Origin of the sequence: Agromyces sp. MMS24-K17 (assembly GCF_043950245.1) — a bacterium.
Lineage (GTDB): Bacteria > Actinomycetota > Actinomycetes > Actinomycetales > Microbacteriaceae > Agromyces.
In genome coordinates, this window is sequence record NZ_CP171640.1 from 2,501,581 (window position 1) to 2,519,260 (window position 17,680).

Here is a 17,680-nt window from a genome sequence, read left to right on the forward strand (position 1 = left end):
GAGTGCCCGATCAGTCTAGGCGCGCCGCCCGTCGCAGTCCGTCACGTCCGGAAGGCGGCGCGCACTCCTGCGGTTGACTCGGAGCATGGCCCTCACGCTCAGCGACCAGTCCGCCCGCATCCTCGACGCGCCCGTCTTCGCGCACCTCGCGACCGTCCGCCCCGACGGCGGCGTCCAGGTGAATCCGATGTGGTTCGAGTTCGACCGCGAAGCGGGGGTCATCCGCTTCACCCACACGACGAAGCGTGCGAAGTACCGCAACCTGCAGGCCGACGCGCGGATGACGCTCGAGGCGCTCGACCCCGAGACTCCGCTCAAGTACGTCGAGGCGCGCGGCCGGCTCGCCGAGGTGGTTCCCGACCCGGAGGGCGCCTTCTTCGTGCGTCTCGCGAACCGCTACGGCAATGCGGATGCCACGCCTCCCGCCGACCGGGCCGACCGCGTGGTGCTCGTGATGCAGGTGGAGCGGGTCACCGGGCGCTGACCCGTTCGTGGCATCGGCCTCACCGGTACCGGCAGGGCCTCCCTCCCGCGCCGGCCGCGGCGTAGCGTCGGAGGCATCCATCGACACCCGGCCCGCGGAGGAACCACCATGCACACGCGCACACTCGGCCAAGGACTCGAGGTCTCCGCGATCGGCCTCGGCGCCATGGGCATGTCGCAGTCGTACGGGCCGAACCCGGGCTCGCGCGACGACATGATCACCGTGCTGCGGTCGGCGCTCGACCTCGGGGTCACCTTCTTCGACACCGCCGAGGTGTACGGCCCGTACGTGAACGAGGAGCTCGTCGGCGAGGCGCTCGAGCCCGTGCGCGACCGGGTCGTCATCGCGACGAAGTTCGGGTGGGACATCCGCGACGGGCAGATGGTCGGCCTCGACTCGCGGCCCGAGCAGATCCGCGCCGTCGCGGAGGCATCCCTGCGGCGGTTGCGCACCGACGTGCTCGACCTCTTCTACCAGCACCGCGTCGACCCCGATGTGCCGATCGCCGACGTCGCGGGCACGGTCGGCGAGCTCGTCGCCGAGGGCAAGGTGCGGCACTTCGGCCTGTCCGAGGCATCCGCCGCGACGATCCGCGCCGCCCACGCGGTGTTCCCCGTGACGGCCGTGCAGAGCGAGTACTCGCTGTGGACGCGCGACCCCGAGGCCGAGGTGCTGCCCACGCTCGCCGAGCTCGGCATCGGGTTCGTGCCGTTCAGCCCGCTCGGCAAGGGATTCCTCACCGGCACGGTCGCGGCCGACGCGACCTTCGCCGAGGGCGACATCCGCAACCGCGTGCCGCGGTTCGAGGCCGACAACCTCGCCGCGAACCAGGCGCTCGTCGAGCACGTGCGGCAGTTGGCGGAGCGGGCGGATGCCTCGCCCGGGCAGGTGGCGCTCGCGTGGCTGCTCGCCCAGCAGCCGTGGATCGTGCCCATCCCGGGAACGCGCCGCACGAGCCGCATCGCGGAGAACGCCGCCGCGACCGCCGTCGCCCTCTCGGCCGACGACATCGCCGACCTCGACTCGCTCGCGCGAACAGTCGGCGTCGCGGGCGACCGCTACAACGCGCAGGGCATGGCGATGGTCGGGCGCTGAGGCGCGCCAAGCGCCGGATCTAGCGCTCTGCCAGCCAGGCGCGGATGACGGCGATGATCGCGTCTCGCCGTGCGGCGAGGTCGTCGGCGCTCGGCAGCGTGAGGCTCGCCCGGATGTCGGAGTGCCAGGTGAGCAGTCCGTCGGGGTCGCCCGAGAACGTCGGCGCGGCGCCCTTGTGCTCCACACGGTCGGTGCCGAAGTGCAGGATGAGTCGCACCGGCCCCTTGCCCGCGGCGTTGATGGTGAGCCGGTCGACGCCGTCGAGCGTGTAGTCGGGTGAGTTCCACTTGACGATCTCGACGAGCGCCGGTTCGGCCTCGCGCACGAGTGCGCGGAGCGCTTCCGCGTCGGCGCGCCGCTCAGGCGTCAGTGCGGCGAGGAACTCGTCGACGGTGGCGAAGCGGGCAGGCATGCGGCGAATGGGTGCGGCGCCCTTACGGGCAGACGCGCGCCCGGTGCCCCTCGAAGCCGACGATGTCGCCGTGCTGCAGCTGTCGCCCGCGGCGGAGATCGACCTCGCCGTTCACGGTCACGTCGCCGTCGGCGATGGCCGCCTTCACGTCGCCACCGCTGTCGAGGAGCCCGGCGAACTTCAGGAACTGCCCGAGGCGGATGCCCTCGCCGCCGATGGAGACGTCTTCGATCGCACCCGGGGTCGTCATGCCCGAATGCTAGCCGACCTGGTGTCGCTCATGACTGTGGATAACCCGGGGCGAGGCATCCGACGTCTTCGAAGATGGGGGCATGACCGATCCCGTGCGCTCCATCGCCGACCGCGTGCGGAGCCGGGTGCTCCGCGACGGCGTCGACCTCGCGCACGACGACAGCCTCGCGGCGCGCTACGCGCGTGAGGAGGTGCGGCGGCACAGCGAGCGGGCGCTCGCGGGCACCGCGGCCGCGCTCGCCGACGAGGCCGGCGCCGAGCGCGAGGTGCTCGCCCGACTCACCGGGTACGGACCGTTGCAGCCGTTCTTCGACGACCCGGGCGTCGAGGAGATCTGGATCAACGGCCCGACGCGCGTATTCGTCGCCCGCGACGGCGTGCCCGAGCTGACCACGCTCGTGCTCGGCGATCGCGAGGTCCGCGAGCTCGTCGAGCGGATGCTCCAGCATTCCGGTCGAAGGGTCGACTTGTCGTCGCCGTTCGTGGATGCTTCGCTGCCCGATGGGTCGCGGCTGCATGTGGTGATTCCGGATGTCACGCGCAGTCATTGGGCCGTGAACATCCGGAAGTTCCAGCGGCGGCTCCGATCGCTTCGGCAACTGGTCGAACTCGGGTCGATGACGACCCCGGCGGCCGAGTTCCTGCGCATGTCGGTGCTCGCCGGCGCGAACCTGCTCGTGTCGGGTGCGACCCACACCGGGAAGACGACCATGCTCAATGCGCTGCTCGCCGCGTCGCGCGCGGGGGAGCGGGTGGTCACCGTCGAGGAGACCTTCGAGCTCGACATCGACGTGCGCGATCACGTCGCGATGCAGTGCCGACAGCCGAGCCTGGAGGGCACGGGGGAGATCACGCTCCGGCGGCTGGTGAAGGAGGCGCTGCGCATGCGTCCCGACCGGCTCGTCGTCGGCGAGGTGCGCGAGGCCGAGAGCCTCGACCTGCTCATCGCCCTGAACTCCGGCATCCCGGGCATGTGCACGATCCACGCCAACTCCGCGGCCGATGCGCTCACGAAGCTCTGCACGCTGCCGCTCCTGGCCGGCCGGAACATCGACTCGGCGTTCGTCGTGCCGACGGTGGCCGGAGCCGTCGACCTCGTCGTGCACCTCACGATCGACCGTGACGGGCGCCGTCGGGTCGCCGAGATCTCCGCGCCGACCGGGCGCGTCGTCGACGGCCTCGTCGAGACCGCGGCGGTGTTCGAGCTCCGCGAAGGCGAGCTGACGGCCTGCGGCACGCCGATCCGGCTCGAGAAGTACCGGCAGGCCGGCCTCGACCCGGCGATCGTGCTGGGGGCGGCCGCGTGAGCCTGTTGCTCGGCGCCGTGCTCGGGCTCGGCCTCCTGCTCGTCGTGTCGCCGTTCCTGTGGCCCGCGCAGCGGGAGAGCACGGCGCGGCCGCGCAGCACGAGGATCCGTGACGAGCTGCGGCTCGCGGGGCTCGGCACCGTCCCGGTCGCCGCGGTGGTCGCCGTCTCGGTGATCGTCGGGCTGGTTGCGGGTGCGATCGTGGCCGCGGTCTTCGGGCTGCCGGTGCTGACCGCCGTCGCGCTCGGCCTCGGGATGCTCCTCCTCCCGCTGCTCATCCACCGCCGCGCGGCGCGACGGCGGACGGCGAACCGTGCGGTGTGGCCGGAGGTCGTCGACCACCTCGTGGCGGCGGTGCGCGCGGGGATGTCGCTGCCCGACAGCGTCGCCGCACTGGGCGAACTCGGCCCGGCGGCCACCCGACGCGAGTTCGCGGCGTTCGCCGTCGACTACCGGCGAAGCGGGAACTTCTCGAGCAGCCTCGACCGCCTGAAGGAGTCGCTCGCCGATCCCGTCGCCGACCGGCTCGTCGAGACCCTGCGCATGGCCCGGGAGGTCGGCGGCACCGAACTCACCACCGTGCTCCGCGGGCTCGCCCGGTACCTCCGCGAGGATGCCGCGGTCCGCGGCGAGGTGATCGCCCGCCAGTCGTGGATCCGCAACGCGGCGCGGATCGGCGTCGCGGCGCCGTGGCTCCTGCTGCTCCTGCTCGCCTCGAAGCCCCAGACGCTCGAGGCGTACGACAGCCCCGCCGGGAGCATCCTGCTGCTCGCCGGCGTCGCCGTCAGCGTGATCGCCTACCAGGCCATGGTCGCCCTCGGGCGGATCCCCGAGGAGCGGCGGTGGTTCCGATGACCGGGCACCTCGCCGTCGCCCTCGCGATCGGGCTGGTGCTCGGACTCGGGTTGTGGCTCATCGCGTCGACCGTGCCGCGGCTCGGCCGCCCCAGGCTGCTGGCGCGCGTCGCACCGTACGTCGCCGACCTCTCCGTCGAAGCGCGCGAACTCCTCGATCGTCGCCCGACCGACCCGGCTCCCGTCCTCGGCGTCCTCATCGCGCCGGTCGTCGATGCGCTGCGCGCCGTCGTGCGGGCCGTCGGCGGTGGCGACGAGGTCGTGCGGCAGCGCCTTCGGCAGGCCGGCTCGCCGCTGACGGTCGAGGGGTTCCGGGCGCAGCAGCTCGCGTGGGCGATCGTCGGGCTCGTGGGGGCGGGTGCGCTCGCGATCGGCGGCGCCGGGTTCGCGACGCTGCCCGGGATCGTCCGCATCGCCGTGCCGATCGCGGCCGCGCTGCTCGGCGCGGTCCTGCGCGACTGGTTCCTCCAGCGGGCCGCGAAGCAGCGCCTCGCCCGCATCTCGTCCGAGCTGCCGACCGTGCTCGAGTTCCTCTCCCTCAGCCTCACCGCCGGCGAAGGGGTGCTCGACGCGCTTCGCCGGGTCGCGCGCTCCGGCTCAGGCGAGCTGGCGGGCGAGTTCGCGTCGGTCGTGGCATCCGTGGGCGCGGGCGTTCCGCTCGGCGAGACGCTCGCCGCGCTCCGCGACGACCTCGCCCACCCCAGCCTCACGCGTGCCCTCGACCAGATGATCGGTGCGCTCGACCGCGGCGCCCCGCTCGCGTCGGTCCTGACCTCGCAGGCCGCCGACGCCCGCGACGAGGCCAAACGGAACATCCTCGAGCTCGCCGGGCGGAAGGAGATCGCCATGCTCGTGCCGCTCGTGTTCCTCATCCTCCCCATCACCGTGCTCTTCGCCCTGTACCCCGGGTACGTCGTCCTCCAGACGGGCTTCTGATGCGCCGACCCGCTGACCCGCGAGCGGATACCCCGCCCGCGCCCGACTCCCATCCCTCCGGAAGGATCCAGCATGCAGACCCTGCTCACCAGACTCCGAACCTTCGACCTGCGCGACGAGCGCGGCGACGTCCCGGGCTGGGTGCTGATCACGTTGATGACGGCCGGTCTCGTCATCGTGATCTGGGGCCTCGCGGGCGACGCGCTCGGGCGGGTGTTCGAGCAGGCGATCGAACGGGTCACCGGTATCTGACCCTTCGTCGCCGACTCCGCGCGGCCGTCGACGATGAACGCGGATCGGCCGTCGCGGAATTCGTGCTCGTCGGCGTGCTGCTGACCACGGTCGCACTCGCGGTCGTGCAGCTGGCGCTCGCCCTCTACGTGCGCAACACGCTGATCGACGCGGCCGCCGAGGGCGCTCGCTACGCGGCGCTCGCCGGAGCCTCGCCGGCCGACGGCGTCGCGCGCACCCGGGAGCTCATCGGCGCAGCGGTCTCGCCGGCGTTCGCCGCCGACGTCACCGCGGCGACGACGACCCCGGGCGGCGTGGAGATCGTCGAGGTGACGGTGCGGGCCTCCCTGCCCGTCGTCGGCCTCCTCGGACCCGAGCGGGGACTGGAGGTCAGCGGGCATGCAGCGGTCGAGACCCTGGACTGACGCCGGCGAGCGCGGCTCGGCCTCGCTCGAGTTCTTGACGGTGGGGATGCTCCTGCTCGTGCCGCTCGTCTACCTGGTGCTCGCACTCGCAGCCATCCAGGGCGGCAGTCTCGCGGTCGAGGGTGCGGCGCGGCACGCCGCCCGAGTCGCCGTGCTCACGGGCGACCACGCGGACGGCGTCGATCGCGTCGTCCGGATCGCCCTCGACGACTACGGCATCGACGCGGGCGAGGCATCCGTGTCGGTGAACTGCGACCCGGCCGGATCGTGCGACGAACCCGGAACGCGCGTGCGCGTCGACGTGGTCGCCCGCGTGCGACTGCCCCTCGTGCCCGAGGTGCTGGGCCTCGAGCAGCTCGCGTCCGTCGCGCTGCAGGGCACGGCGACGCAGACCGTCTCCCGATTCGCGGGCTCAGGCTGATGCGACGCGGCATCCTGCGACGGCTGCGACGCGACGAGTCCGGATCGACCCTCCTGCTCACCATCGCCTACGGCGTGCTCGGGCTCGCGCTCATCCTGCTCGTACTCGCCGCGACCTCGCTCTACCTCGAGCGCAAGCGCCTCTTCACCGTCGCCGACGGCGCCGCGCTCGCCGCGGCCGAGGCGTGGTCGATCGACACCGTGCGCATCGAGGGGGAGCGGCTCGCCTTCGACCTCGACTCGGCGGCGGTCGCGGCGTCGGCCGGCGACTACCTGGCGGACGCCCCGACCGGCTTGCACGACGTCGAGCTCGTGCGGGCCGTCGCCGTCGACGGTTCGACGGCCGCGATCACGCTGCGCGCGGTCTGGGTCGCGCCGATCAGCTCGCCGTTCCTCCCGGTCGAGGTGCCGATCGAGGTCACCTCGACGGCTCGCTCGGTCTTCCACTGACGAGCGAAGCCGAACCCGAAGCGACCGTAGGTCACCGTTCCTCAGGCGCCTCCGCGCTCGCCGGCCGGATGCGCCGCCCCGACACCTTCGGCAGGTAGCGCGGCACCCACCGCCACAGCATCGCGGCGCCGACGAGGCCGAGCACGCCGACCGCGGCGCTCGCCGCCATGATCGACACGAGCGACGTCAGCGCGGCGATGAGCAGCGGCGAGCCGGCCTGGCCGACGTCGGAGATCATGCGGAACGCCCCGAGGAAGGGCGCCGGATGCGCCTTCGGCGCGAGGTCGGCGCCGAGCGTCATCACGATGCCGCTCGTCACGCCGTTCGCGACCGCCAGGATGATCGCGCACGCCGCGAACCACCAGTCCGCGTTCGGCAGGTCGTGCGTGAACGCGAGCAGCACGTGCCCGGCCGCGAGGCCGATGAGCCCCGGGATGGCGCTCCACAGCCGCCCCCACCGGTCCATGATCTGCCCACTCGTGTAGAACAGGGCGAAGTCGATCACGCCCGAGATGCCGATGACGAGCGCCGCCTGCTCGGGCGGCATGCCGATCGACACGGCCCACAGCGGCAGGATCACCGCGCGACTCGCGCGGCTCGCCGACAGCATGCCCACGCCGGTGCCGATGCGCGCCAGCACGCCGCCGTACTCGCGGATGGCACGGAAGACACTCGACTGCTCCGCCGCGGCGCGCTTCGCGGCATCCGCCCCGCCCTCGCCGACGCCCGAGTCCTCCGACGCGGCCGGGCCCGCGGCCGCGATCTCCGCGGCGGATGCCTCGCGCCGCGCCGCGACCACGCCGAACAGTCGCTCCGGGTCGGGCAGGAACAGCAGCACCACGACGACCGCCGCGCACGCGGCGACGACGACCCAGAACACCGACTCGGCCGAGCCCGTCCAGGCGAGCAGCGCCGCCGCGACGAACGGGCCGATCGCCCACCCGCCGCGGTGCACCCCGCCGAGGGTCGACAGCGCGCGGGCGCGCACCCGCACCGGCACGTACGACGTGAGGAACGCGTGCCGCGCCAGCCCGAACACCGCGTCGGCGAAGCCGAGCACCAGCACGCCGACGCCGAGCGCGAACACCGTCGGCAGCGCGACCGCGATGAGCATCGACAGCGACGCGACGATCGCGGCCCCGATCATCGCCGTGCGCTCGCCGATGCGGGCCACGAGCCATCCGGCGGGCAGGTCGGCGGCGAGCCGCCCGACCATGAGCATCGCCGCGACCAGGCCGGCGAGGGCCAGCGAGGCGCCGCGCTCGGTCGCGATCACCGGGATCACGGGGATGAGCGCGCCCTCGCCGAACGAGTACACCAGCGTCGGCAGGTACGCGGGGAGGATGATCGAGCGCCACGAGAAGGCGGGCGCGGCAGAGGACATCGCCTTCGACGCTACACCCGGCCCACGGGCGGTTGCCCGCCGGCGCAACGGGAGGACCCGACGCCCGATCCGACGCGGCGCGGGCGGCACGACTAGGCTGGACGGGCCATGCTGGATCAAGACTTCACGCAGGCGCTGCAGGGCCTGCGCGCCACCTTCAACGACATCCGCACCGTCGTCGACGTCGACGCCCTCGAGGCCGACATCGCCCGGCTCTCCGAGGAGGCCGGCGCCCCCGACCTGTGGGACGACGTCGACCGCGCCCAGAAGGTGACGAGCGCGCTCAGCCACCGCCAGGCCGAACTCAAGCGCATCTCCGAGGTCGGGCAGCGCATCGACGACCTCGACGTGCTCGTCGAGCTCGCGTCCGAGATGGACGACGCCGACGCCGAGGAGGAAGCCCGACAAGAGCTCGCCTCCCTCGCCGAGGTCGTCGGCCAGCTCGAGGTGCAGACCCTGCTCGACGGCGAGTACGACGCGCGCGGCGCGGTCGTCACGATCCGCTCGGGCGCCGGCGGCGACGACGCCACCGACTTCGCCGAGATGCTCATGCGCATGTACCTGCGCTGGGCCGAGCGGCACAAGTACCCCGTCAAGGTCATGGACACGTCCTACGCCGAAGGCGCCGGCATCAAGTCGGCGACGTTCGAGGTCGACGTGCCCTACGCCTACGGCACGCTCTCGGTCGAGGCCGGCACGCACCGCCTCGCGCGCATCAGCCCGTTCGGCTCGGCCGACAAGCGGCAGACGAGCTTCGCGGCCGTCGAGGTCATCCCCGTCATGGAGGAGGCCGTCGAGGTCGACATCCCCGAGAACGACATCCGCGTCGACGTCTTCCGGTCCTCGGGCCCGGGCGGCCAGTCGGTCAACACGACCGACTCCGCGGTGCGCCTCACCCACCTCCCGACCGGCCTCGTCGTCTCGATGCAGAACGAGAAGTCGCAGATCCAGAACCGCGCCGCCGCCATGCGCGTGCTCCAGACCCGACTCCTGCTGCTGAAGCGCGAGGAGGAGGCCGCGAAGAAGAAGGAGCTCGCCGGCGTCATCACCGCGAGCTGGGGCGACCAGATGCGCTCCTACTTCCTCTACGGCCAGCAGCTCGTGAAGGACCTCCGCACCGGCTACGAGGTCGGCAACCCGGCCACCGTGTTCGACGGCGACCTCGACGGGCTCATCGCCGCCGGCATCAAGTGGCGCAAGCGCAAGGACGACGACTAGGCCGCGACCGGGCGGCCGGTTCCGGGGCGTGACGCGCCACCGGAACTTGGCCGATTTCGAGGTAGCGCCGCGTGAGAGCGCTCCACTACGTTGTGCCCATCGACGCTGACCAGTCCCCGCTCCTCGGTCGTACCGAGGAACTGAAGCACCTCGCCGAGCTCGTCGGAGCCGCGCGCAATGGGCATGGCGCCGCCGTCCTCATCCGCGGCGAAGCCGGCATCGGCAAGACCACGCTGCTCGACGCCGCGACCCGCGATCCGGCGGGCGCCCGGGTGGTCCGCGCCGACGGGTTCGAGGCCGAGTCGGCCATGCCCTACGCGACCTTGCAGCGGCTCGGGACGCCGTTCGCCGGGCTGGTCGGGGCACTGCCGCGACCGCAGGCGACGGCGCTGCGCATCGCCGCGGGGATCGACGACGGGCCCGCGCCCGACCGCTACCTGGTGGGGCTCGGCATGCTGTCGCTCCTCGCCGCCGCTGCCGAGCGCGAGCCCCTCGTCTGCGTCGTCGACGACGCCCACCTCGTCGACCCCGAGTCGCTCGAAGTCCTCGCGTTCGTCGCGCGGCGCCTCGAAGCCGAGTCGGTACTGGTGATCCTGAGCGCCCGGCCCGACCAGCGCGTCGAAGTCGCCGCCGCCGGCGTGCCCGTGCTCGAGCTCGGCGGCCTCGATGCCCTGGCCTCGGCGCAGTTGCTCAACCGATCGACCGACTCGGCCGTCGATCCGCTGCTGGCCGCGCAGATCGCCACCGACACCGGGGGGAACCCGCTGGCCCTCGTCGACCTCTCGCGGGAGTTCACCGCGCGGCAGCTCGCGCACGCCTGGACGGCGCCCGAGCCGACGCCCGTCGGCCCCCGGCTCGAGCAGCACTACCTGCAACAGGTCGAGCAGCTGCCCGAGGCGTCGCGCCTGTGGTTGCTCGTCGCGGCGACCGAATCGACCGGTGATGCCGCGCTGATCGCCGGCGCGGCGGCGCGGCTCGGGCTCGAGGCGGATGCCGCGGCGCCCGCCGAACGGGCGCAGCTCGCCTCGGTGCGCGACTCGGTCGTGTTCCGTCACCCGCTCGTGCGTTCCGCGGTCTACAACGGGATGCCCGACGCCGACCGACGACGCGTCCACGACGCCCTACGGCTCGAGGCCGAGGCCCGTGGGCGGGGCGACCTCGCGGTCTGGCACGCGGCGGCCGCGACCGTCGGCACCGACGACGGCGTCGCCGAAGCGCTCGAACGGGTGGCGGACGCGGCCGGCGAACGTGGTGGAACCGCGTCGCGCGCGCGATTGCTGACCCGAGCGGCGGAGCTCTCCCCGGCAGGGCCGGTCCGTGCGGGCCGGCTGCTCGCCGCGGCGGAGGCGGCGGCGAGCGCCGGTGCCGCGCACCTCGCCCGCGACCTCCTCGACCAGGTCGATGACGCGGGCCTCGATCCGGTGAGCGCCGGCCGGGTGGTGCAGCTCCGCACCCTCGTCGCCCTGTTCGTCGCGGACGGCGAGCAGATCCCCGGCGGTTCGTCGGCGATGCTCCGGGCCGCCGAGCTGTTCCACGGCATCGTGCCGGCCCTCGAGCAGCGGGCACTGATCTGGGCGTTCGACCTGATGCTGATGGCGGAGTGGGCGACCGAGGACGTCACCCTCCCGGAACTCGGCGCCCGCCTCGCGGCCGGCGCGGAGGTGGCCGACGGGCCCGCATCCGTGGTCCTCAGGGCCCTCAGCGCGCACATCCTCCTCCCGTACGAGGAGGCGGTCCCGCTCATCCGCGAGGCCCTCGACGTGATGTCCGCCGACGCGGAGGCCTGGCAGAGCGGGTCCATCGGGATCGCGCTGACCATGGCCCTCTGGGACGAACGGGCCTGCGTCGAGCTCCTCGAGGAGATGGCGCGGAGCGCCCGTGCCGGCGGACGGCTCCGCGACCTCGACTCGTCGTTGTGGCTGCTGGGCTTGGTCGAGGTCGTGCGGGGTGATCCCGCCGCGTCGGGACGGTACATCGAGCTGGTCCGCGAGCTGCGGCACGCCATCGGCTACGACGCCGAACAGGTGGTGAACGCCTCGTACCTCGCCTGGACCGGCGCGCCGGTCGTGCAGGTCGAGATGATCGCCGAAGCCGTGCTCGCCACCGGCTTCGCCGGGGCCTGGACCATCGCGATGACCGGGCTCAGCATCCGCGAGATCGCGGACGGGCACTACCGGGACGCGTTCGACCGCCTGCGCCCGATGATCGAGCGGCCCTTCCTCCAGGTCACGTACCAGCAGCTGCCCGACTATGTCGAAGCGGGCGTCCGCAGTGGTCGCGCCGATGCGGTGCGCGCCTCGGCCGACCGGCTCGCCGAGTTCGCGCGCCACTCCGGCACGCCCTGGATCCGCGGGGTGTCGACCCGCAGCGAGGCGTTGCTCGCGTCCGACGAGGACGCCGAGGCGCTCTACCTCGCGGCGATCGAGATCCTCGTGACGTCCACCGCCGTCGGCGACCTCGGACGCGCCCACCTGGTGTACGGGGAGTGGCTGCGGCGGGCGAAGCGGCGTCGCGAGGCCCGGGTGCAGCTCGAGCGGGCGCTCGCCATCTTCGAGCACAGTCGGGCCACCGCCTTCGCCGCCCGGGCACGCCGCGAGCTCGAGGCGACCGGCGCCAAGCCGGCCGAACAGGCCGCGCGATCCGAGGGCGACCTCACCCCGCAGGAGGCGATCGTCGCCCGGATGGCCGCCCGAGGGCAGACGAACCCCGAGATCGGCGCCGCCCTGTTCATCAGCGCGAACACCGTCGACTACCACCTGCGGAAGGTGTTCCGGAAGCTCGGCGTCACCTCGCGCCGGCAGCTCGCCGAGCGATTCCCGACGGACTGACCGCGGACCGACCGCGCGGACCGGCCGCGCGGACCGGCCGCGCGTCCCGGCCGTGCGCACCCGACCGCGAACCGAGCCGTCATGACTACGCACTCCACGTGATCCGCGTGGAACGTCGCCGGCAGGAGCATGGGCTCATCCATCCAACCCAGCACCTGAGGAGCGACATCCCATGCCCTACGTGACTGCCGATGACGGCGCGCAGATCTTCTACAAGGACTGGGGCTCGAGCGGCACGCCCGTGCTGCTGAGCCACGGCTGGCCGCTGAACGCCGACGCCTGGGAGGCCGCGGCCCGCTTCCTCGCCGAGCACGGCCACCGCGCGATCGCGCACGACCGGCGCGGGCACGGCCGGTCGAGCCAGACGTGGAACGGCAACGAGATGGACACCTACGCCGACGACCTCGCCTGCCTCATCAACCACCTCGACCTCACCGAGCTGACGCTCGTCGGCCACTCGACCGGCGGCGGCGAGATCGCGCACTATGTCGGCCGCCACGGCTCGGCTCGGGTCGCCAAGCTGGTGCTCGTCTCGGCGGTGCCGCCGCTCATGCTCGCGACCGACGACAACCCCGGGGGCCTCCCGATCGACGTGTTCGACGGCATCCGCGCCGGCGAGGCATCCGACCGCTCCCAGCTGTACCGCGACCTCGCCGACGGTCCGTTCTTCGGCCACAACCGCAACACCGACATCTCGCAGGGCGTGCGCGACGCGTTCTGGCTGCAGAGCATGGCGTGCGGGCACCGCGCGGCCTACGAGTGCATCGCCGCGTTCTCGGCCACCGACTTCCGGCCCGACCTCGCGAAGATCGACGTGCCCACGCTCGTGATCCACGGCGACGACGACCAGATCGTGCCGTTCTCGGTCGGCGGCGAGCGATCGGCCCAGCTCATCGACGGCGCGACGCTGCTGGTCTACGAGGGCGGCGCCCACGGCCTGCCCGACACCGACCGCGACCGGCTGCACGCCGACCTGCTCGCCTTCATCGACTCCTGACCGACTCGCCCCGTCCCTTCCACCACCGCTGAGAGGAACCCCCGCCATGACCGACCGCACCGACCCCGCCGCCCCCGACACGATCGTGCTCGTGCACGGCCTCTGGATGACCCCGCGCAGCTGGCGCGGCTGGAAGGAGCGCTTCGAGGCCAAGGGCTTCACCGTGCTGACGCCCGGGTACCCCGGCTTCGAGATCGAGGTCGAGGCCCTGCGCGAGCAGCCCGAGCTCATCGCGAACCTCACCGTGCCCGAGACCGTCGACCACCTCGCCGCGCAGATCGAGGCGCTGCCCGCGCCGCCGATCATCATCGGGCACTCGTTCGGCGGCACGCTCACGCAGCTGCTCCTCGCCCGCGGGCTCGGCGCGGCGGCCGCCGTCGTCGACTCGGCACCGACCGAGGGCGTGCGCATGACGCCGCTCTCGCAGGCGAAGTCGCTGTTCCCGGCCCTGAAGAACCCCGCGAACATCCACAAGGCCGTCGCGTTCACGCCCGAGGAGTTCCACTACGCGTTCGCGAACACGCTCTCGCGCGAGGACTCCGACGCGGTCTGGAACGAGTTCGCCATCCCCGCCCCGGGCAACTGGATCTGGGCGTACGGGCTCATCGCGAACTTCAAGCCCGGCCACCAGGAGACCTGGGTCGACTACAAGCAGGACCGCGCGCCGCTGCTCTTCATCGGCGGCGAGCAGGACCACATCATGCCGCCGAGCGTCAACAAGTCGAACGCGAAGCACTACGCCAAGTCGCCGGCGCTCACCGAGTACGTCGAGTTCCCCGGCCGCTCGCACTGGATCTGCGCCGAGCCCGGCTGGGAGGAGGTCGCCGACCACGCCCTCGAGTGGGCGCTCGCGCACGCGCGCACCAGATCCTCGGTCGCGGCGGACGCGTAGCGGCCCGAGCTTGGCGGCCGGAGCGTCCCGGGCGAGTCATCCGCCGAGCCTCTCGCCGAGCCAGCCGACCAGCCGTCCGCCGAGCCGACGTCCGACCGGGACGTCGGCTCGGCGCCGGGGCGAGTCGCTGCTGCGAATCGCGGGAAGCCTGCCTAGGCTCGAACGCGATGATCCGCTTCGACTCCGTCACCAAGACCTACCCCGGCCAGGCCAGGCCAGCACTCGACGACCTCGGGGTCGAGATCGCCCGTGGCGAGTTCGTGTTCCTCGTCGGCGCGTCGGGGTCGGGCAAGTCCAGCTTCCTGCGGCTGATCCTCAAGGAGGAGAAGCCGACGAAGGGCACCATCCACGTGCTCGGCCAGGACCTCGGCTCGATCTCGAGCCGCAAGATCCCGTACTTCCGGCGCAGCCTCGGCGTCGTCTTCCAGGACTTCCGCCTGCTGCCCAACAAGAACGTCTACGAGAACGTCGCCTTCACGCTGCGCGTGATCGGCAAGTCGCGCGGCTTCATCCAGTCGGCCGTCCCCGAGACGCTCAAGCTCGTCGGCCTCGACGGCAAGGGCAAGCGGATGCCCCACGAGCTGTCGGGCGGCGAGCAGCAACGCGTCGCCATCGCCAGGGCCATCGTGAACAAGCCGCAGATCCTGCTCGCCGACGAGCCAACCGGCAACCTCGACCCGGTCACCAGCGCCGGCATCATGACCCTCCTCGAGCGCATCAACGCGAGCGGCACGACGGTCGTCATGGCCACGCACGAGGCCGGCATCGTCGACCAGATGCAGCGTCGCGTCATCGAGCTGTCGGCCGGCGAGGTCGTGCGCGACGAGCGCGGCGCCGGCTACGACGGCGAGACCGTGCGCGAGTTCGAACCCGGCGACCTCGGGGCTCCGGTCACCGCGGCCGCCCCGAAGGTCACCCCGGAGAACATGCGAGACGCCGCCCCCCTCTACGTCGAGCCCGAGGCCACCGACGAGGTCACCGACGCCGCCGCGGAGATCACCGCCGCGGCGACCGGGCAGATCCTGCTCGACCCCGAGCAACTCGAGCCGAAGGAGGGGAAGGCGCCGCCGCCCGAGGCATCCAAGCCGCAGACCCTCGCGGAGCGGCTCGGCCTGCGCGCGCCCGGCGGCCCGCGCAGCGGCGACGACGACCAGGAAGTGGGGCCGACCTCGTGAGGGCCGGACTCGTGCTGGCCGAGGCCGGCAACGGCCTCCGCCGCAACCTCTCGATGGTCGTCTCGGTCGTGCTCGTCACGTTCGTGTCGCTCACGTTCGTCGGCACCGCCGCGCTGCTGCAGCTGCAGATCGCGCAGATGAAGGGCTACTGGTACGACCGCGCGCAGGTCGCGGTCTACCTGTGCACGTCGGTCTCCACTGCGGCGGGATGCACCGACGGCGAGGCGACCGACGAGCAGAAGACGGCCGTACAGGACCAACTGGAGTCCGACACGCTCGCCCCGTTCATCGACGAGGTCACGTTCGAGGACCACGACCAGGCGTACGCGAACTTCCAGGAGCAGTTCGCCGGCACGCCGGCTGCGGAGTACGTCACCCCCGAGGTGCTCAACGAGACCTTCTGGGTGAACCTCGTCGACCCGTCGCAGTCGGACGTCATCGCCGAGAGCCTCGCCGGCATGGCCGGCGTCGAGCAGGTCGTCGACCAACGCCAGTACCTCGACCAGATCTTCGACGTGCTGAACGCGGCCAGCTACACCGCCATCGCGATCGCCGTGATCATGCTCGTCGCCGCCGCGCTGCTCATCGCGACGACGATCCGCCTGTCGGCGTTCTCACGCCGACGGGAGCTCGCGATCATGCGGCTCGTCGGGGCATCCAACCGGTTCATCCAGACGCCGTTCGTGCTGGAGGGCATCTTCGCGGGGCTCATCGGCTCGCTGCTCGCGGGCGGTGCCGTGGTCGCGATCGTCGCGATCTTCGTGCAGGGATACCTCGCCGACACGCTGTCGTTCACGTTCGTCGACCTCAACGACGCGTGGCTGGTGGTGCCGCTGCTGGTCATCGTGGGCGTGCTGCTCGCGGCCGCGTCGGCCGGCATCGCCATCCGGCGGTACCTGCGGGCGTAGGGCGGGGGCCTCGACACGGGCGCTGCGCGCCCGACTCGACCAGCGGGAGTGGGGCGCTGCGCGCCGACCCGGCCTCCGGTGGGTAGACTGATGGGCTGCTCCGGCGTTCGGCCGGGGCATCCGTCACGAACGAAACACGAACGAAGGAGTGCGCCGTGCCCAGGGAACGCGGTCAGAAGGTCGTCGCGACCAACCGCAAGGCGCGGCACGACTACCTCATCGAGGACACCTACGAGGCGGGCCTGGTGCTGCTGGGCACCGAGGTGAAGTCGCTGCGCGAAGGGCGGGCGTCGCTGGTCGACGGCTACGCCTTCATCGACGGGGGCGAGATGTGGCTCGACGCGGTGCACATCCCCGAGTACACCGAGGGAACGTGGAACAACCACGCGCCCAGGCGCAAGCGCAAGCTGCTCCTGCACAAGCAGGAGATCATCAAGATCAGCCACCGCATCTCGCAGGGCGGGTACACGCTGATCCCGCTGTCGATCTACTTCTCCGACGGGCGCGCGAAGGTCGAACTCGCGATCGCCAAGGGCAAGAAGGAGTACGACAAGCGCCAGGCGCTGCGCGAGAAGCAGGACAAGCGCGAGGCCGACCGCGCCATGTCGACGCACCGTCGGCTGGGGGAGTAGTCCCGATCGCCCGGGCATCCGTCGGCGGGCCGGGTTAGGCTTCCGCCGTGGAGACCTCGACGCGCATCCCCGTCCCCGGCACCTACAACTTCCGCGACGTGGGCGGCCTGCCCGCCGCGACCGGCGTGGTGCGACCGGGCGTGCTCTACCGTTCCGACGGGCTGCACCGCCTCGGGGAGGCGGGGCGCGCGGAGCTCGTCGAGCTCGGGATCGGCATCGTCATCGACCTGCGAGACGACCGCGAGGCCCAGTCGATGCCCGACGACGTCGCCGGGCTCGACCTCGAGGTGCTCCGGCTGCCGGTGTTCGAGGGATCGGCGGCGTCGCAGCGGCCGGGCATCAGCCTCGCCGAGCTCTACGAGCGCATCGTCTCGCAGCACTCGCACGTCGTCGTCGAGGCGATCCGCGAGATCTCGTCGGCCGGCGACCGGTCGGTGGTGGTGCACTGCACGGCCGGCAAGGATCGCACCGGCGTCGTCATCGCCCTCACGTTGCTGGCGGTCGGCGTCGACCGCGAGGCGGTCATCGCCGACTACGAGCGCACGCAGGCGAACCTCGCGGGCGAATGGCTCGAGGGCATGGTCGAGCTGATCGGCCGATACGGCGTCGCCGACAGCCCGCAGTTGCGCATGCTGGTCGGCGGGAGCCCACGCGAGGCGATCGAGGCGGTCATCGAGGAGGTCGAGCGTCGGAACGGCACCGCGCGCGAGTACCTCGTCGCATCCGGGCTCGGCCTCTCGGAACTCGCCGCGCTCGAACGGCTGCTCATCGCCGACTGAGG

Annotated in this window: 20 protein-coding genes; 17 read left to right on the forward strand and 3 right to left on the reverse strand. The window is 72.4% G+C overall.

What is annotated here, in order from left to right:
- Positions 1–85: 85 nt before the first annotated feature.
- Both ACGGZK_RS11380 and ACGGZK_RS11385 read left to right on the forward strand, forming a co-directional pair.
- Positions 86–484: a PPOX class F420-dependent oxidoreductase gene (locus ACGGZK_RS11380; RefSeq protein ID WP_395242774.1), complete on the forward strand. Its 399-nt coding sequence runs from the start codon at positions 86–88 to the stop codon at positions 482–484.
- 108 nt (positions 485–592) lie between these two features.
- The gene (locus ACGGZK_RS11385) at positions 593–1,579 is read left to right on the forward strand and encodes an aldo/keto reductase (protein WP_395242775.1); all 987 of its coding nucleotides are present in this window, start codon (positions 593–595) and stop codon (positions 1,577–1,579) included.
- Positions 1,580–1,598: 19 nt separating this feature from the next.
- Here ACGGZK_RS11385 and ACGGZK_RS11390 read toward each other — a convergent pair whose 3' ends face one another.
- Together ACGGZK_RS11390 and ACGGZK_RS11395 are read right to left on the reverse strand one after the other, a co-directional pair.
- Positions 1,599–1,991 carry a DUF1801 domain-containing protein gene (locus tag ACGGZK_RS11390; RefSeq protein WP_395242776.1) on the reverse strand — a complete coding sequence of 131 codons (393 nt, stop codon included), beginning with the start codon at positions 1,989–1,991 and terminating at the stop codon, positions 1,599–1,601.
- A 22-nt stretch (positions 1,992–2,013) separates the two neighbouring features.
- On the reverse strand, positions 2,014–2,241 hold the full coding sequence (locus ACGGZK_RS11395; RefSeq protein WP_395242777.1) for an RNA-binding S4 domain-containing protein: 228 nt from the start codon (positions 2,239–2,241) through the stop codon (positions 2,014–2,016).
- Between the two features lie 82 nt (positions 2,242–2,323).
- On the opposite strand from ACGGZK_RS11395, the gene ACGGZK_RS11400 reads away from it, so the two are divergent.
- The 7 genes from ACGGZK_RS11400 (at position 2,324) to ACGGZK_RS11430 (ending at position 6,865) form a co-directional block, all read left to right on the forward strand.
- Positions 2,324–3,550, forward strand: a complete 1,227-nt coding sequence (locus tag ACGGZK_RS11400; protein WP_395242778.1) for a CpaF family protein — start codon at positions 2,324–2,326, stop codon at positions 3,548–3,550.
- Positions 3,547–4,404: a type II secretion system F family protein gene (locus ACGGZK_RS11405; RefSeq protein ID WP_395242779.1), complete on the forward strand. Its 858-nt coding sequence runs from the start codon at positions 3,547–3,549 to the stop codon at positions 4,402–4,404. The genes ACGGZK_RS11400 and ACGGZK_RS11405 overlap by 4 nt, the downstream gene beginning before the upstream one ends.
- A complete protein-coding gene (locus ACGGZK_RS11410) occupies positions 4,401–5,339 on the forward strand; it encodes a type II secretion system F family protein (RefSeq protein ID WP_395246072.1) in 939 nt (312 codons plus the stop codon). Before ACGGZK_RS11405 ends, ACGGZK_RS11410 begins: the two co-directional genes overlap by 4 nt.
- Before the next feature lie 72 nt (positions 5,340–5,411).
- Positions 5,412–5,591 (forward strand): hypothetical protein, encoded by a 180-nt coding sequence (locus tag ACGGZK_RS11415; RefSeq protein WP_395242780.1) that lies wholly within the window; start codon positions 5,412–5,414, stop codon positions 5,589–5,591.
- Positions 5,588–5,995, forward strand: a complete 408-nt coding sequence (locus ACGGZK_RS11420; protein WP_395246073.1) for a TadE/TadG family type IV pilus assembly protein — start codon at positions 5,588–5,590, stop codon at positions 5,993–5,995. The genes ACGGZK_RS11415 and ACGGZK_RS11420 overlap by 4 nt, the downstream gene beginning before the upstream one ends.
- A gap of 46 nt (positions 5,996–6,041) precedes the next feature.
- The gene (locus ACGGZK_RS11425; RefSeq protein WP_395242781.1) at positions 6,042–6,416 is read left to right on the forward strand and encodes a TadE family protein; all 375 of its coding nucleotides are present in this window, start codon (positions 6,042–6,044) and stop codon (positions 6,414–6,416) included.
- On the forward strand, positions 6,416–6,865 hold the full coding sequence (locus tag ACGGZK_RS11430; protein WP_395242782.1) for a pilus assembly protein TadG-related protein: 450 nt from the start codon (positions 6,416–6,418) through the stop codon (positions 6,863–6,865). The genes ACGGZK_RS11425 and ACGGZK_RS11430 overlap by 1 nt, the downstream gene beginning before the upstream one ends.
- Before the next feature lie 31 nt (positions 6,866–6,896).
- Here the strand turns inward: ACGGZK_RS11430 and ACGGZK_RS11435 are convergent, their stop codons facing one another.
- A complete protein-coding gene (locus ACGGZK_RS11435; protein ID WP_395242783.1) occupies positions 6,897–8,249 on the reverse strand; it encodes an MFS transporter in 1,353 nt (450 codons plus the stop codon).
- Positions 8,250–8,357: 108 nt separating this feature from the next.
- On the opposite strand from ACGGZK_RS11435, the gene prfB reads away from it, so the two are divergent.
- From prfB to ACGGZK_RS11475, 8 genes are all read left to right on the forward strand, one after another.
- Positions 8,358–9,467 (forward strand): peptide chain release factor 2, encoded by a 1,110-nt coding sequence (gene prfB, locus ACGGZK_RS11440; RefSeq protein WP_395242784.1) that lies wholly within the window; start codon positions 8,358–8,360, stop codon positions 9,465–9,467.
- A 92-nt stretch (positions 9,468–9,559) separates the two neighbouring features.
- Positions 9,560–12,295 (forward strand): ATP-binding protein, encoded by a 2,736-nt coding sequence (locus tag ACGGZK_RS11445; RefSeq protein WP_395242785.1) that lies wholly within the window; start codon positions 9,560–9,562, stop codon positions 12,293–12,295.
- 172 nt (positions 12,296–12,467) lie between these two features.
- A complete protein-coding gene (locus tag ACGGZK_RS11450; RefSeq protein ID WP_395242786.1) occupies positions 12,468–13,292 on the forward strand; it encodes an alpha/beta fold hydrolase in 825 nt (274 codons plus the stop codon).
- Positions 13,293–13,338: 46 nt separating this feature from the next.
- Entirely contained in the window at positions 13,339–14,184 is an 846-nt protein-coding gene (locus ACGGZK_RS11455; RefSeq protein ID WP_395242787.1) for an alpha/beta hydrolase, read from the forward strand.
- 167 nt (positions 14,185–14,351) lie between these two features.
- On the forward strand, positions 14,352–15,359 hold the full coding sequence (ftsE, locus tag ACGGZK_RS11460; protein ID WP_395242788.1) for a cell division ATP-binding protein FtsE: 1,008 nt from the start codon (positions 14,352–14,354) through the stop codon (positions 15,357–15,359).
- On the forward strand, positions 15,356–16,267 hold the full coding sequence (ftsX, locus tag ACGGZK_RS11465) for a permease-like cell division protein FtsX (protein WP_395242789.1): 912 nt from the start codon (positions 15,356–15,358) through the stop codon (positions 16,265–16,267). The genes ftsE and ftsX overlap by 4 nt, the downstream gene beginning before the upstream one ends.
- A gap of 155 nt (positions 16,268–16,422) precedes the next feature.
- Positions 16,423–16,899 carry an SsrA-binding protein SmpB gene (gene smpB / locus ACGGZK_RS11470; RefSeq protein WP_395242790.1) on the forward strand — a complete coding sequence of 159 codons (477 nt, stop codon included), beginning with the start codon at positions 16,423–16,425 and terminating at the stop codon, positions 16,897–16,899.
- Positions 16,900–16,946: 47 nt separating this feature from the next.
- A complete protein-coding gene (locus tag ACGGZK_RS11475) occupies positions 16,947–17,678 on the forward strand; it encodes a tyrosine-protein phosphatase (RefSeq protein ID WP_395242791.1) in 732 nt (243 codons plus the stop codon).
- The last annotated feature ends 2 nt before the right edge of the window (positions 17,679–17,680 follow it).

Bases quoted from the DNA above. Each gene is read 5' to 3' on its own strand.
- ACGGZK_RS11380 (WP_395242774.1), top strand. From the start codon at position 86: ATGGCCCTCACGCTCAGCGACCAGTCCGCCCGCATCCTCGACGCGCCC.
- ACGGZK_RS11385 (WP_395242775.1), top strand. From the start codon at position 593: ATGCACACGCGCACACTCGGCCAAGGACTCGAGGTCTCCGCGATCGGC.
- ACGGZK_RS11390 (WP_395242776.1), bottom strand. From the start codon at position 1,991: ATGCCTGCCCGCTTCGCCACCGTCGACGAGTTCCTCGCCGCACTGACG.
- ACGGZK_RS11395 (WP_395242777.1), bottom strand. From the start codon at position 2,241: ATGACGACCCCGGGTGCGATCGAAGACGTCTCCATCGGCGGCGAGGGC.
- ACGGZK_RS11400 (WP_395242778.1), top strand. From the start codon at position 2,324: ATGACCGATCCCGTGCGCTCCATCGCCGACCGCGTGCGGAGCCGGGTG.
- ACGGZK_RS11410 (WP_395246072.1), top strand. From the start codon at position 4,401: ATGACCGGGCACCTCGCCGTCGCCCTCGCGATCGGGCTGGTGCTCGGA.
- ACGGZK_RS11415 (WP_395242780.1), top strand. From the start codon at position 5,412: ATGCAGACCCTGCTCACCAGACTCCGAACCTTCGACCTGCGCGACGAG.
- ACGGZK_RS11425 (WP_395242781.1), top strand. From the start codon at position 6,042: ATGCTCCTGCTCGTGCCGCTCGTCTACCTGGTGCTCGCACTCGCAGCC.
- ACGGZK_RS11430 (WP_395242782.1), top strand. From the start codon at position 6,416: ATGCGACGCGGCATCCTGCGACGGCTGCGACGCGACGAGTCCGGATCG.
- ACGGZK_RS11435 (WP_395242783.1), bottom strand. From the start codon at position 8,249: ATGTCCTCTGCCGCGCCCGCCTTCTCGTGGCGCTCGATCATCCTCCCC.
- prfB (WP_395242784.1), top strand. From the start codon at position 8,358: ATGCTGGATCAAGACTTCACGCAGGCGCTGCAGGGCCTGCGCGCCACC.
- ACGGZK_RS11450 (WP_395242786.1), top strand. From the start codon at position 12,468: ATGCCCTACGTGACTGCCGATGACGGCGCGCAGATCTTCTACAAGGAC.
- ACGGZK_RS11455 (WP_395242787.1), top strand. From the start codon at position 13,339: ATGACCGACCGCACCGACCCCGCCGCCCCCGACACGATCGTGCTCGTG.
- ftsE (WP_395242788.1), top strand. From the start codon at position 14,352: ATGATCCGCTTCGACTCCGTCACCAAGACCTACCCCGGCCAGGCCAGG.